The sequence below is a fragment of the Psychrobacter sp. FDAARGOS_221 genome (genome assembly GCF_002313155.2).
Lineage (GTDB): Bacteria > Pseudomonadota > Gammaproteobacteria > Pseudomonadales > Moraxellaceae > Psychrobacter.
The window spans coordinates 1,415,858-1,430,560 of sequence record NZ_NWFK02000001.1; the positions used below are offsets into that span (position 1 = coordinate 1,415,858).

General features: G+C 42.1%; 14 protein-coding genes. 4 read left to right on the plus strand and 10 right to left on the minus strand.

Going from position 1 to position 14,703, the window contains the following annotated elements; genetic code table 11:
• The first annotated feature begins 13 nt into the window (after positions 1–13).
• The 3 genes from A6J60_RS05895 (at position 14) to mmsB (ending at position 3,167) form a co-directional block, all read left to right on the plus strand.
• A complete protein-coding gene (locus tag A6J60_RS05895) occupies positions 14–796 on the plus strand; it encodes an enoyl-CoA hydratase (RefSeq protein ID WP_096065148.1) in 783 nt (260 codons plus the stop codon).
• A 94-nt stretch (positions 797–890) separates the two neighbouring features.
• The gene (locus A6J60_RS05900) at positions 891–2,117 is read left to right on the plus strand and encodes an enoyl-CoA hydratase/isomerase family protein (RefSeq protein WP_096065149.1); all 1,227 of its coding nucleotides are present in this window, start codon (positions 891–893) and stop codon (positions 2,115–2,117) included.
• A 75-nt stretch (positions 2,118–2,192) separates the two neighbouring features.
• Complete coding sequence (gene mmsB, locus A6J60_RS05905) at positions 2,193–3,167, plus strand: 3-hydroxyisobutyrate dehydrogenase (RefSeq protein ID WP_264755593.1); 975 nt, start codon at positions 2,193–2,195, stop codon at positions 3,165–3,167.
• A 142-nt stretch (positions 3,168–3,309) separates the two neighbouring features.
• Here the strand turns inward: mmsB and A6J60_RS05910 are convergent, their stop codons facing one another.
• The 3 genes from A6J60_RS05910 to argS form a co-directional block, all read right to left on the minus strand.
• Positions 3,310–4,068: an IclR family transcriptional regulator gene (locus A6J60_RS05910; RefSeq protein ID WP_096065151.1), complete on the minus strand. Its 759-nt coding sequence runs from the start codon at positions 4,066–4,068 to the stop codon at positions 3,310–3,312.
• Positions 4,069–4,130: 62 nt separating this feature from the next.
• Entirely contained in the window at positions 4,131–4,940 is an 810-nt protein-coding gene (locus A6J60_RS05915; protein ID WP_096065152.1) for an SPOR domain-containing protein, read from the minus strand.
• Between the two features lie 52 nt (positions 4,941–4,992).
• A complete protein-coding gene (gene argS, locus A6J60_RS05920; RefSeq protein ID WP_096065153.1) occupies positions 4,993–6,822 on the minus strand; it encodes an arginine--tRNA ligase in 1,830 nt (609 codons plus the stop codon).
• A 348-nt stretch (positions 6,823–7,170) separates the two neighbouring features.
• On the opposite strand from argS, the gene A6J60_RS05925 reads away from it, so the two are divergent.
• On the plus strand, positions 7,171–7,401 hold the full coding sequence (locus tag A6J60_RS05925; RefSeq protein WP_096065154.1) for a DUF2788 domain-containing protein: 231 nt from the start codon (positions 7,171–7,173) through the stop codon (positions 7,399–7,401).
• Positions 7,402–7,506: 105 nt separating this feature from the next.
• On the opposite strand, the gene cmoB is transcribed toward A6J60_RS05925, so the two are convergent.
• From cmoB to A6J60_RS05960, 7 genes are all read right to left on the minus strand, one after another.
• A complete protein-coding gene (cmoB, locus tag A6J60_RS05930) occupies positions 7,507–8,568 on the minus strand; it encodes a tRNA 5-methoxyuridine(34)/uridine 5-oxyacetic acid(34) synthase CmoB (RefSeq protein WP_096065155.1) in 1,062 nt (353 codons plus the stop codon).
• A gap of 179 nt (positions 8,569–8,747) precedes the next feature.
• A complete protein-coding gene (locus A6J60_RS05935; RefSeq protein ID WP_096065156.1) occupies positions 8,748–9,329 on the minus strand; it encodes a hypothetical protein in 582 nt (193 codons plus the stop codon).
• A gap of 22 nt (positions 9,330–9,351) precedes the next feature.
• Positions 9,352–10,920: a WG repeat-containing protein gene (locus A6J60_RS05940; protein ID WP_102993955.1), complete on the minus strand. Its 1,569-nt coding sequence runs from the start codon at positions 10,918–10,920 to the stop codon at positions 9,352–9,354.
• An 82-nt stretch (positions 10,921–11,002) separates the two neighbouring features.
• Positions 11,003–11,200, minus strand: coding sequence for a hypothetical protein (locus A6J60_RS05945; protein ID WP_096065159.1), 198 nt, complete (start codon positions 11,198–11,200; stop codon positions 11,003–11,005).
• A gap of 27 nt (positions 11,201–11,227) precedes the next feature.
• Positions 11,228–12,799: a WG repeat-containing protein gene (locus tag A6J60_RS05950; protein ID WP_102993956.1), complete on the minus strand. Its 1,572-nt coding sequence runs from the start codon at positions 12,797–12,799 to the stop codon at positions 11,228–11,230.
• An 82-nt stretch (positions 12,800–12,881) separates the two neighbouring features.
• Positions 12,882–13,079 carry a hypothetical protein gene (locus A6J60_RS05955; RefSeq protein WP_096065162.1) on the minus strand — a complete coding sequence of 66 codons (198 nt, stop codon included), beginning with the start codon at positions 13,077–13,079 and terminating at the stop codon, positions 12,882–12,884.
• A gap of 22 nt (positions 13,080–13,101) precedes the next feature.
• Positions 13,102–14,691, minus strand: coding sequence for a WG repeat-containing protein (locus A6J60_RS05960; RefSeq protein WP_102993957.1), 1,590 nt, complete (start codon positions 14,689–14,691; stop codon positions 13,102–13,104).
• Positions 14,692–14,703: the final 12 nt, after the last annotated feature.

Sequence of the window (14,703 nt, forward strand, 5' to 3'; positions counted from 1 at the left end):
AAATAGGGACATTATGAGCAACTACACCAACCTAGATCTTAATATTGATGGACACGTCGCAACCTTAACGCTTAACAATCCTCCAGCACATACCTGGACCTTAGAGAGTCTAAACGCTCTAAAACAATTGGTCGCCGATTTAAATGACAATGACTCAGTATATGCACTTGTCATTCATGGCGACGGTGAAAAATTCTTCTCAGCCGGTGCTGATCTCAATACCTTTGCTGATGGTGATAAAGGCAATGCTATTTCGATGGCCGTTGCGTTTGGTGAAGCCTTTGAAGCCCTATCCAATTACCGCGGCGTTAGTATCGCAGCCATTAACGGCTATGCCATGGGCGGCGGCTTAGAAACGGCCCTAGCCTGTGACATTCGCATTGCTGAAGAGCATGCAATAATGGCGCTACCAGAAGCCAGTGTCGGTCTGCTACCGTGTGCTGGCGGTACCCAAAACCTACCTTGGCTAGTCGGTGAAGGCTGGGCGAAGCGTATGGTACTGTGCGGTGAACGTGTTGATGCCGAAACTGCGCTACGCATTGGCCTAGTTGAAGAAGTGGTTGCCAAAGGTGAGGGCTTAAACACGGCGGTTGAGCTTGCTAAAAAAGTCGCAAGACAATCACCAGTTGCCGTCACTTCTTCAAAACAATTGATTCAAGCTGCCAGACAGCAAGCGCCTGCTTATAATCTAATCAATGAGCGTGAAGCCTTTGTGAAGCTGTTTGACACTGCCGATCAAACCGAAGGGGTTAATGCATTCTTAGAAAAGCGTAAACCAACTTGGACCAACAAATAAGCCTAATCATTCTACAAAAAGATAAGCCAATAAAAACGTCTCAGTAAAGACAGTGTAATAAGCAGCATAACTATCAGGGAAAAGGGATTTTCAAATGCAACATTCAGACAATGCGCCGGTATTATTTGCCACCCATAGCACCAACTCAGGGCATGTGATTGGTGAGATGACGCTAAATGCACCAAAGTCACTCAACGCTTTAAGCGTTGATATGTGTCAGCTTATGAGTGAGCAGCTGACACAGTGGCAAAATGACGACAAAGTCATGGCTGTCTTGCTACGTGGCTCAGGTGATAAAGCATTCTGTGCCGGTGGTGATATTCGTAAGCTGTATGACAGTATGCTCGATAATCCGCCGCTGCCTAATCCTTATGCGACTGATTTTTTCGGTAGCGAATATGCGCTATATCGACAAATGCATTTTTATAACAAGCCAATCATCTTATGGGGCAACGGTATCATCATGGGCGGCGGCATGGGACTGATGGCCGCTTGTAGCCATCGCGTCGTGACTGAAACCACTAAGTTTGCCATGCCTGAGATTAGCATTGGCCTCTTCCCTGATGCCTCTGGCAGTTGGTTTTTGCAGCGCATGCCAGCACACACCGGCTTATTCTTAGGTCTAACTGGTGCGCTGTGTAATGCCAGTGATGCTCAATTTGCAAGTCTTGCTGAATACGCCCTGCCTAGTGATGGTTATCAAAATCTCATCGATGCCTTGGCTCAGGCTGATTGGCAAAACAGCTCTAGCAAAGACGCTGACGGTTTAACCAGTGACGCCCGTCATATCACCAGTCAATGCTTAGCGACCCTGTCACAAAATACAGCAGTTGAATTAAAGCCAAGCAAACTTGCGCAGCACTGGCAAACCATCAAAGCATTAATGGTCAGTGGCGGGTTGCAACACATTGATGCGCTACTACACGACGATGACGCCATCGCCAAGCTTGACTCCCAGTTTGCAGAAGACAAATGGACGCAGCGTGCTTTGGCAACCTATCGTGCCGGCTGCCCAGTAACTGCTGCATTGACCTACGAGCTGTACCATAAAGTCAAAGACTTATCATTAGAACAAATCTTATATCTTGAAGCCAATGTGGCCGTACACTGTGCGGACAATCCAGACTTTAGAGAAGGCGTTCGCGCACTACTCATTGATAAAGATAAAAACCCAAGCTGGTCACGCAGCTTACAAGACTGCTTGAGTGATGAGGGTCGCGCCTATATTGCCAACCACTTTAATAACCCTTACCCAGACGGCGAACACATATTCGCTGACTGGCTTGGTGAACAAGCACTGGGCGCACAAGCGGTCAGATAAAACATAAGCAATTAATAGATAGATTTGATTGCTTTAGCAAAAGCATCCTATTAATTGAGCAACTTAAATATTTGAATACATCAAAAAAATACATCAAGGAGTGATGATATGAGCAGCAACACAAACGACAGAAATATTGCCTTTATTGGACTGGGTAACATGGGCGGCCCAATGGCCAAAAACCTAGTCGAAGGCGGCTATAATGTCACCGTATTTGACCTATCCGATGCGGCGCAACAACAGCTGGCACAAACCGGCGCTAAGACCTCTACCTCGCCTAAAGAAGCGGTAGAAAATGCGGATGTGGTAATCACCATGTTACCGGCAGGCAAGCACGTAAAAAGTGTGTATTTAGGTGATGCCGATGCCACTGAATTGACGGCTGATGGCTTGTTATCGCACTTACCAAGCGGCACCTTAATTATTGACAGCAGTACCATTGCCGCCGCCGATGCCCGATTGGTCGCTGCTGCCGCACAAGACAAAGGCCTTGAGATTATTGATGCACCAGTTTCCGGTGGTACAGCCGGCGCTGAAGCTGGGACACTAACCTTCATTGTTGGCGGCAATGCTTCAGCTTATAACCGTGCCAAACCAATGCTGCAAGTGATGGGCAAAAACATCTTCCACGCTGGCGATAATGGTGCCGGTCAGGTTGCTAAGATTTGTAACAACATGCTGCTAGGCATCTTAATGACAGGCACTGCTGAAGCCATTAACCTAGGCGTCAAAAATGGCTTAGACGCCGGTGTCTTGTCAGAAATTATGCTCCAAAGCTCAGGCTGTAACTGGACCCTTGAAGTGTATAACCCATACCCAGGCATTCAAGAAAAAGTGCCTGCCAGTCGCGGCTATACTGGCGGCTTTATGACTCAGCACATGCATAAAGATCTGCATTTGGCACTACAAACCGCTGAAGATTCTGGCGCCAAAGTACCGATGGGTACACAAGCGACTAACCTATATGATGGTCACAATGAGCAGTATAATGACAAAGACTTCTCAAGCATCATGGGCTACTTTGACGACAGCGTGTTAAAAGACGTATAGCCTTAAAAGACAGTTTCTTGGCGGTTTAAAACTAAAAGCTACGTCAATAATATGCTAATAAAAAAATACCGCAAGCATCACTTGCGGTGTTTTTTTGTCTTTTAAATCAGTATGTGATTAGTGCTTTTCTTTTATGCAAAGTCTAACTTTGTAGCTCATAGACCAGACTTTGAATGTCATCTGCTGCTTCACGCATGCGTGGCACAAAGTCCATCAGCTCAGGCAACGATACCCGCACCGTTGGCGCATGCAGATAAAGTGACGCTAAATAACGTTCCTGCTTATCCAAAATAGGCACCGAGATGGCCACCATCTCTGAGATAAACTCTTCATTATCAACGCCAATCCCGGTCTCAGCAATGCTATCAAGCTCCGCATTGAGCTTATCAATATCAGTGATGGTATTTTTGGTGAATTTATCTAGGCTTAGGTTTTGTAGCACGCGGTTACGACGATTGACCGACAGCTGACTTAAATACAGCTTACCGGTTGCGGTACACCACATCGGCGACTTAGATCCCACCGGCAGGTAAATTTGCAGTGGCAGCTCTGTTTTAGCCCGATTGGTGTAGACCATATGCATATTATGCGACACGCTAATGCCGCAAGTTTCTTTTACATCACGTACCAAGCGCTGCAGGATAATATGGCGCTCGCTATAGAACTGACGCTGCTGCCACAGCTCAACGCTTAGGTTACGGACACGCTTGCCGGCAATAATACCGCCAGTGATATCGACCATCACAAAGCCCTCTTCCACCAGCTGTTTTAACAGTCGATGTACAGTGGGCTTAGGGATATCTAGCTCTTGTGATAACTCCAAAGGTGTCATCGGCTTTGCCGCATAGGAGACTGCCTCTATGATATGCAGTACTCGAGTAATGGATGATACTTTGGGCATAGTTGGTACACCTTGATAGTTGTCACACCTTAAATGCAGGCTTGAATGTTCAAAAGTCTGGCTTAACGGCGCTGTTCTACGACCAACGCATCAATACCATTGTTTTGCAATTTTTGTAAGGCAGCGGCCACCGCTTGCTTACTGGTCATGCTAGATGACACCACTTGATAGACGGTTTGGCCGTTGTCTCTTGAGTTTTTAATCACTTTAGCATCAACGCCTGCCAACAGTACTTGTGCACGGCGTTTATCAGCCTCTTCTGCATTGCTGTAGCTGTTAATCTGCAGAATGTAGCTTGGCTTAGCCTCAGCGCTGGCGGTTTGGTTTGAACCTTGAGCGGCATTTGGCTGCTCGTAACTGCCTGATTCTTCAACAATAACAATATCTGGCTCAGAGGAAGCTTGCGACTGTCTGCCCTGCTCATCGCTATCTCTATTAGAAGCGACTTCATCTCCAGCGACCCCATACCCTTCTGAACCCTGCTGGTTATCACGTGGCTGCTGCGATCGTCTTTGAGAGTCTGTTGCTTCTGTTTCTGGACGGGTGAGCACCACATCTGGCTGCAGTCGCACATTCTCGTCTGGCAGCTCGGTATCACCGAATACCGCTTCGTCAGGCAAGCTAATCATCTCTTGATCTGGCAACAGATCGTAAAACTCATAGTTCTCAGTCTGAGTCACTGGCTGCTGATTGATAGGCTCTACCGTCCGCTCTTCTACTTTTTCTTCTGAGCCAATTTCAAATGGATTTAATAAAAATAAACCCAAGCCAAGCATAATGGTCAATACTGCACCAACAAAGATCCACAGTAAGCTTGAAGCACTGCTACTTTGTCGCTTCTGTACGCCACCTTTAGGTTTTTTTGCTAACATAATTTCTCCATTTATGACTCAATTAAGCCAAATACTGTCTTGATCAATCAGATTACATACTGGTTGGTGCCGACAGTCCAAGCAAGCTTAATCCATTGGCCAATACCTGACGCACCGCTTTTGATAAGCGCAGACGGGCTTGCATTAATGCCAATTCTTCTTCGCTCGGCGTCTCATCAGCAATAATGCTTACTGGCAAGATACGGTTGTCGTTGTACCACGCATGGAACAATGACGCCAAGTCTTTTAGATAGTTAGTCAATACGTGTGGATCATGACCGGTCGCTGCACGCTTCAAGGTTGCCGGATAAGCAGCAAGTAGCTTAATCAGCTCACTTTCAACTTCAGCGGTCAATAAGGTTTGTTTTTCTTTACCTTGTGCATCATCGACATCGAAGCCTTTAGCAACCAGCTTCTCAAGTACACTGCACACACGCGCATGCGCATATTGGATATAGTACACCGCATTGTCTTTGCTTTGTGATTTAGCCAGCTCAAGGTCGAAGTCAATATGCACTTCTGGCTTACGTGCCACATAGTAAAAACGTGCCGCATCATTGCCCACTTCTTCACGCAGCTCACGCAAGGTAACAAACTTACCAGAGCGCGACGACATTTGAATTTTTTCTTCGCCACGCCATAACGCTACGAACTGTACCAAAATCACTTCTAGGCGCTTTTCATCAATACCTAATGCGCTCAATGCCGCACGTACACGGGCAATATAACCATGATGGTCAGCGCCCCAAACGTTGATTACCATATCAAAGCCACGGTCAAACTTGTTCTTATGATAGGCAATGTCAGAAGCAAAATAGGTGGTCAAACCATTGGCACGGCGTACCACACGGTCTTTTTCATCACCAAACTCGGTTGATTTAAACCAAACATTACCATCTTTTTCGTACAGATAGCCTTTGCTGTCTAGCTCTGCTAATACTGGCTCAATCTGATCTGATAACGATTTTTCACTGAACCACTGTTCAAAATGAACCCCAAACTCGCCCAAGTCTTGCTTGATATCACCTAAGATACTGTCTAAAGCGGCATTGGCGAAGATGTCATAGCCGTCACCCAATAAGCGCTTGGCATTGGCAATGATGCCATCAACGTGAGCATTTTTATCACCAGAGACAACATCTTCTTCACCGTCAGCAGTCACGGTGATTTCGGCATCTTGTGCCACATCAGCGCTCAACTCGCTATACGGGTGCACATACACACTGCCATGCTCAGCTTGTACGCCTTCTGCGATTTGAGTCACATAGTCGCCTTGATAACCGCCAACTGGGAAATGAACCTGCTCGCCGTTCACTTGCAAGTAGCGCAAGTAAGTACTGACCGCCAAGATGTCCATCTGACGACCGGCATCATTAACGTAATATTCACGGGTTACATCGTAACCGACGGCTTCAAGCAAGTTGGCAACGCTCATACCAAAAGCAGCGCCACGGCCATGTCCCACATGCAAGCTAGACGTTGGGTTAGCAGATACAAACTCAACCTGAACCTTTTTACCTTCAAACTCATCGCTTAATCCAAAGCGCGCATTGTTGGTAAAGATGGCGTCTAATACTGCAAACTTCGCGTCATTGTTCAAAAAGATATTGATAAATCCAGGCCCTGCCACCTCAAGCTTAGCAATGCTGTCATTGTCAGGCATGGCAGCAATCAGCTGTTCGGCCAGCGCATGTGGATTGGTTTTGGCCGCTTTGGCAGCAGTCAGGGCAATATTACTGGCATAATCCCCATGCTCAGGGCTTTTACTGCGAGTAATCTGGCTGTTATTTTGCCAATCAGACGGCAGTACATTTTGCTGAATTAAGGCGGCAGCAGCGCTGTCTAATAAAGCTTGGATTTCATCAATTTGAGCTTGCGACATAATTTATTAAACTCTTATATTAAACGTGTGAGGGGTTTTTTAACCAACCCTTTAATATATCAAGGTTAGCGCTTTTTTTCCATAAACATTATAGCGTGAATTTAGACGTTAGCTTTAAGGATTAAATGTGTATTTTACGATTAAGCCGGCGTGTGACTGGTGCGCTGCGATGCTCGCTGATACTCATCGCTGTTCACATTATGATAACTTTAAAAAATACAGCGACTATATATCATCACCCTAATATTTGTTATCCTATCTGTCTAAAATCAATACAATAGCGACAACTGCTGCAATAGCAGCGAATCATATTGTCTATAGATAACTACAATAATTGGGGTTTAAGTCATGATAGCGACCATCTTTGCCATTTCTGCCGAAACCGTGACAAATTGGGGCTTATACATCTTATTGCCTATTTTTATCGCGTTTTTATTCTTCATTATGTGGGATATTTCAAAGAAATCAGATGCAGGACGTGCTGGTACATTTTGGATCTTTGTGGCACTGGGCGCAGGCTTTGTCGGCTTTTTATTAAAACTGGTATTAGAAGTTATCTTCGAGAAGTGGGTATTATAGCAAATCTAGCAGGCCATCCGTAGATAGCCAACCCCACTCTCTCTATTCTGTTCGTAATGATCTATTTTTACTGGTCTATTTCCACTAGTACTATTTCTACTAATACTATTTGGTCGCTATCAGCGTCGCTCGCATCGGCGCTGGATAACCTTCGATGGTCTTACTCGGATCATTTGGGTCCAAGAAGTCTTTCAACGATTGATAGGTCATCCAATCGGTGGCACGTTGCTCCTCAGTCGAAGTGATATCGATATCGACACATCTCACCTCACTAAAGCCAACCTTCTCTAGCCAGCCGGTTAGCGCCGCAACAGACGGAATAAAATACACGTTATTCATCTTAGCGTATCTGTCATGCGGCACCAGCACTGTATTCTTATCACCTTCGATAACCAAGGTTTCTAATACCAATTGCCCGCCTTTTATTAGCTGATTTTTAAGCTGATTGAGATGCTCAAACGGTGACTGGCGGTGATATAGCACCCCCATACAAAATACGGTATCAAACAACTGATTGCCCTGATCTGAGCTTGCCGGTAACTCTTCCAAACCCACGGGAATATAATGCGTACGGTAGCCAACGCCAGTCTTATCATCATCAGTATCGGCATCAAAACCACCGACAAAGTGACGAATCGCCATAAACTGATGATAAAACAAACACGACGGGTCAATAATAACCACTTGTTTTGCGCCCGCTCCTGCCATACGCCAGCCATGATAACCAGAGCCGCCGCCCACATCGAGCACATAACGCCCCTCAAGGGTGCCCAAATGCGGGGCTACTCGATTCCATTTCCAATCACTGTGCCATTCGGTGTCAATAAATACCTTATTATCGCCGGTACCAATCTGAAACGGGCCCTTACGCCACGGCATCAGCTGCTTCATTAAAGCGGTGATTTGCTTATTTTGTGCTTCGGTTAATTGGGCGTCTATGGTCAAGACATCACTGTTTAAGTCAACATTGTTGATATCCAGTTGCGGCAACTTTTCAACCGCTGCCAAAAATGCCGGCGCATGCGCATACTTACGCTTGTCTTTGATATCACTTAACCACTGCGGCAATTTAGCTAGCCACTGGGTCGCAATGGGACGATATTGAGCACGCTGAATCAATGCCAGATACAGCTCGCGTTCGGCAGTTTCAATGGTTTTATTTATCATAGAGGCTTCGTTGTGTTTATATGTTTGATTTGGCGTTACGTTTTTATATTTGGTAGTGAGCTTGATAATGAAGGTCGCTATTATAAAGGGTAATACGCTTAGGGTGAACTTTGAAAACCGTTAGATGAAAATATGAGCATAGATAATAAATAGAATAGATGAGTGCAGTGCTATTTAATTTATATCTCCATCGTTATAACATATCCTTTTATCTTCTCTTCTTCACTACGTAAATCATCATATTCAAAACCACCTAAATCACATTTTTCTGCTTTAAAGACAATTTTACCAGACTCTAACCAATGCAATGCATTTTCAGTATCGTAAACAATATCGGGATAATAACTTTCAACAATATCGTTAACATCACCATTTGAATCCGAGGTTTGGGCATGCATAACCCAGAGCCCGTAACTCAAGCCTAGCTTTTGTAAAAACTCATATCCTATAAAATAAAACTCATATAACATTCGAATAGAGTGAATATAATCACCGTCTCTATTAATAATTGAATATAAATATTCTTTTATTAAATCTGCTTCAAATTTATGAAAACCAACATACTTTGCAAAGCTAAGCCGAAATGCATCAAGACTAGACTCACGACTATAATCAAAAGAAATCAGCTCAAAATATAAATCTGGATTTGTAGACTCCAACTCGTCATTTTGATATAGCCATTGCTCAAAGTCTTTTAGGCTCAATTTTTCGATGATAACTTGATGCATCTTTTGTTCGAGTGAGAATGGGATTGTGTTCATAGTGGATGCCTAAATAATAGCCCTAGTTTAAAGCCTCAGTATCGCCCCCCTCAACTGGATTACCATCCCTATCAAATAAATAAGAGACACCGTTTTTGGTTGCTTTAATTTGAGAGTAGCTTTCAATAATCACATCATCATACTCAAAAGGCACTATTATATTATTACCTCTATCTATCACACCCCAATGACTTGCTTTGCGCACGGCTGTCATGTTGTCACTGAACCGATACTTCCTATCAACCCTCGTACGCCAATCGTCGATATCAATATTGGCATCGTCATAGTCAAAAGGGATAACTGTTTGACCGTCTTTATCAATAAAGCCAAATTTATTGTTTTTCTTTACCGCCGCTAAATCATCGTAAAATTCAACTACTTTGTCATATTCAAAAGGGATAACTGTCTCAAAGTCACGATTAATAAAGCCCCACTTACCGTCTTTTTTTACTGCAAAAAACTCATCAAAAAGGGAACTCCACACAATCTTGTCAAACTTTTTTGTCGTCGCTAAATTGCCATTACTGTCGACAAAATCAAAGCCATCAGACTTCTGAATATAAAATAAGTTAGGATTAATCCTTGTAATCCCTTGATACTCAAATGACACAATGGCATGGTTATCTTGATCAATGATGCCATAAGTATCCCATTGTTCCGCCTCATCCCAGCCAGGCGCTAAGCTCAGATTGTTATCATCATAAACCACAATCGCACGCCCCTGCTCAAAGTCCTCGGCTTCACTATAAATAAAGGGAATCGCTAACTGCCCTGACTCATCGATATAGCCATATCGACCCTCTTGCTTGATCCAAGCCATCGACTCCGAAAAGCGACCGACATCATCTGCCCAATACGGCAATAACAACTCACCTTTGGTATTTATAAAATTGCATTTGTTATCTTTACACAGTCTTGCCCATTTATTACCGTTAAAGTTAATCGGTGCATCATAAATCAGAGGTACGACAATTTGGTCAGAATAAGTAACCAATCCATATTTGATATCATTGGTACTATCGCCGACTTTGATACCTACATCGAGAAGCTGATTATTACTATCACCAGCACTGTTAATAAAGCGATATTTGGGCTCAATGATAATTTGACCTTGACTATCAATCAGTCCGGTCTTCATATCCTCAACACTTTTACCAACCTGAATAATGGCATGTTCTTCAAAATATTGCACTCTACTCCGAAGCGGATCTACAACATCATAGATGACAGGCAGTACTATCTCACCATTATGGTTAATAAGACCTGCTTTAAAATCCTTATCAAAAGCGATAAATATGTCATCTGAAAAAAACTTAAAGAGGCTATACTCTGGTGCAATAACCTCTTCTCCATCGGCATTTACCATACCAAAGCGAGTATTATCGGTATTGTCTCCCACTCTAACAACAGCGATATCATCGTACAAACAACTTACATCAGTGTATTTTTTTCCTATAATATCAGGCTTCTTGCAATCATCTTCGACTTCAAAGTCCTCATCATAATCAGGGTCGTTACCAGCAAGCGCTGAAACAGAAAAAAAGGATGCCAACATCAATGCGAGAGTGGCTTTTTTTAAGGTGAAACTCATATTGTCGTCCTTTACAAATTATGGTCTGCTATGATGCAAAAGTGAGGCATGCTATCTATAAGCTGATTAAAATATTAGATGGTTAACAGCAACTAAGCTGAAATGCTTTAAGACTAGACTCATGCCTATAATCAAAAGAAATCAGCTCAAAATATAAATCTGGATTTACAGACTCCAAATCGTCTTCTTGATATAGCCATTGCTCAAAGTCTTTTAGGCTCAACTTTTCGGTGATAACTTGATGCATCTTTTGTTCGATTGAGAATGGGATTGTGTTCATAGTGGAAGCCTAAATAATAGCATTGGTCTAAAGAATCGGTTCTAAAAACTCAGCATCATCTGCCTCAATCGGATTACCCTGCACATCGAAATAAAATTTTTGACTACTTTTACTCACCTTTATACTATATACACTTGATAAACTTGTATTCTTATCATCAAAGCCGATATCAATATCATCATATATAAAAGGTACTATGATAGTATTATCTTTATCTATCACACCCCAATATCCATTTTTCCTCAACGCCACTATCCCATCATAATCAAATCGATACTTACTACGCCAATCATCAATATCAATATTGGCATCGTCATAGTCAAAAGGGATAACTGTTTGACCGTCTCTATTAATAAAACCAAACTTGTTGTTTTTCTTGACCGCCGCTAAATCATTTTTAAATTCAACTGCTTTGTCATATTCAAAAGGAATAACTGTCTCAAAGTCACGATTAATAAAGCCCCACTTACCGTCTTTTTTTACTGTAAAAAGCTCGTCAAAAAGGGATCTCCATACAATCTTGTCAAACTTTTTAGTCGTCGCTAAATTGCCATTATTATCTAGAAAAGAAAAGTCATCTGCCTGCTGCACATAAAGTAAGTTTGGATTAACCCTTGTAATCCGTTGATACTCAAATGGCACAATAATATTGTTATCCATATCAATCACACCGTAAGTATCACGCTGTATCTCTTCACCATATCCTTGTGTCAGATTTTCAGGGTTATAGGAAACAATCGCACGTCCATTTTCGACGAAGAAGTCAGTATCATCGTATAAAAAAGGGATAACTATTTGCCCTGATTCATCAATATAGCCATATCGACCATTTTGCTTAACCCAAGCTTTAGATTCGTTAAATATACCAACATCATCTGCCCAATAAGGTAATAATAACTCACCCTTGGTATTTATAAAATTACAGTGCTTATCTTTACAGGCTTTTGACCATCCGTCTGTAAAATAGAAAGGCTTGTCATAGATAATTGGGACGATAATCTGACCAGAGAGGTTTATTAATCCATATTTAATATCATCCTCGCTTTTTTTAATACTAACTACTAGTACGTCACTATCAGATCCAACAGCAGAAAAAATCTCATCATATTTAGGCGAAGCAATAACCTCACCTTTTTGATTCACTAAACCTTTTTTAACATTATTACTCTCTGAGTCTGCTATAAGTATTTCTGCGTAACCATCATGTAATACGCCAATGTCATCATAAACGGTCGGCAAAACTACTTTGCCAGTCGTAGTGATGAGACCTTCTTTATGACCTTTCTCAATTCGTAACAAACCATCTGAAAAATACCGAATTGCTCTATATTCTGGCGCAGCTACTTCCTCACCTTTGGCGTTAATCAGACCAAAAAGGTCATTATCTAATTCATCTTTTATGCCAAAAACAGAAACACCGTTATGCAAGCAGGTCACTAAAATGTACTTGGTGTTTGTTCTATCAAAATCAGGTAGATTACAGTCCTCCTCGACCTCAAAATCCTCATCATAATCAGGGTCGTTACCAGCAAGCGCTGAAACAGAGAAAACGGATGCCAGCATCAATGCGAGAGTGGCTTTTTTTAAGGTGAAACTCATGGTGTCGTCCTTTACTAACTGTGGGCTGCTATGATGCAAAAGTAAGGCATGCTATCTATTGGGTGATTAAACTATTAGATGATTAACAGCAACTAAGCTGAAATGCTTTAAGACTATAATCATGGCTATAATCAAAAAAAATCAGCTCAAGGTATAAATCTGGATTTACAGACTCCAACTCGTCATTTTGATATAGCCAGCTTTCAAAGTCTTTTAGGCTCAACTTTTCGGTGATAACTTGATGCATCTTTTGTTCGAGTGAAAATGGGATTGTGTTCATAGTGGAGGCCTAAATAATAGCGCTAGTCTAAAGACTCAGTATCGTCCGCCTCAACTGGATTACCATCCATATCAAATAAATAAACCACATCATTTTTATGCGCTTTAATATGTAATCCAGAAATATTTAGTTCAGATGTTATGGTTATCTCATCATACTCAAAGGGCAAAACGCTCTCATTTTGTTTGTTAATCACACCCCATAACCCATCTTTACGCACTATGGCACGCCCTAGTAAAAACCGATAAGGGTCAGAAATTGTTTGATCTTCTCTGATATCTATATCAACCATATCGTAAATGTAAGGAATAACAATTTTTCCCTGATTATTAATAAAACCAAATTTATCGGACTTTACTACTGCTGCTAAGTCATCATTAAACGCTAGTGCCTGATCAAACTCAAACGGAATGACCGTTTCAAGCTCATTATTTACAAAGCCCCATTTATCACCTTTTTTAACAGTGAATAAATCGTCTGAAAGTGAATCATAAATAATATCGTCGAAATCCGCTTCTGTCACGACATTGCCATCATTATCAATAAAATCAAATGATCGTTTGCCTTGACTTTCCTTCGCCTTTTCTACATAAAATAGCGTCGGTGAGACTCGTTTAATATCCTGATATTCAAAAGGTATAATCGTATTGTTATCTGCATCTATTACGCCATAAACCACATAATCGTTATCATCAGCTTGATCTTGCTGTATAGGCTTAATCTTCTCTGATTGATATACAGACACAATGGCACGCCCAGACATAAAGTCTTCAGCATCAAGATACCTATCAGGTATTATCATTTGACCAGAGGTATCTATATAACCATAGTTATTATCTTTTTTAACTGCGGCTCTAGACTCTGAAAAGCCGCTTGCGCTATAAACCCAGTAGGGCAATAACAGCTGACCTTTTGTATCAATATAATTATATCCACGCTCTTGATCATCCCTATAAACGCTAGAAAAGCCCTCTCTAAAACTTAGAGGTGCGTCATATATTAAAGGAGCAATAACCTCGTCAGAATAGCTAATCAAGCCATATTTAAAACCTTCACCATCTTCTACACCCACTTGTAACACACCATCATCAACGTCGAATATATGAAAATACTTAGGCTCAACAACGATTTCTCCCTGTTTATTGATGAGTCCTGATTTAAAACCTTTAGCGTACAGCTCTCCTATAAAAACTGGCAGATGGCCATTAAAACCATAGTCTTTATTAGGATCACCAATCATGTCAAAAATAAAAGGCAGTACGGTCTCACCTTGCTTGTTGATAAGTCCCACCTTACCGTCTATTAGCGACGCTTCGAATAAACCTTCTGTAAAGTTATTAAGATAAGCATATTTTGTGGGTATGAGCACACGGCCTTCAGCATCTACTGCACCAACCAACGTACCGACTCCATTCTTTATCCATGCCTTAGCAACGCCTTGTTTCAGGCAACCGACTTGATAATAATCAATACCTGAATATTCTGGGCGTTCACAGTCCTTCCCGATATCAAAGTACTCATCATAAAAAGGGTCATCACCAGCATGCGCTGAAACGGAAAATACGGATGCTAACATCAATGCAATAGTGGCTTTTTTTAAGATGAAGCTCATGGTGTCGTCCTT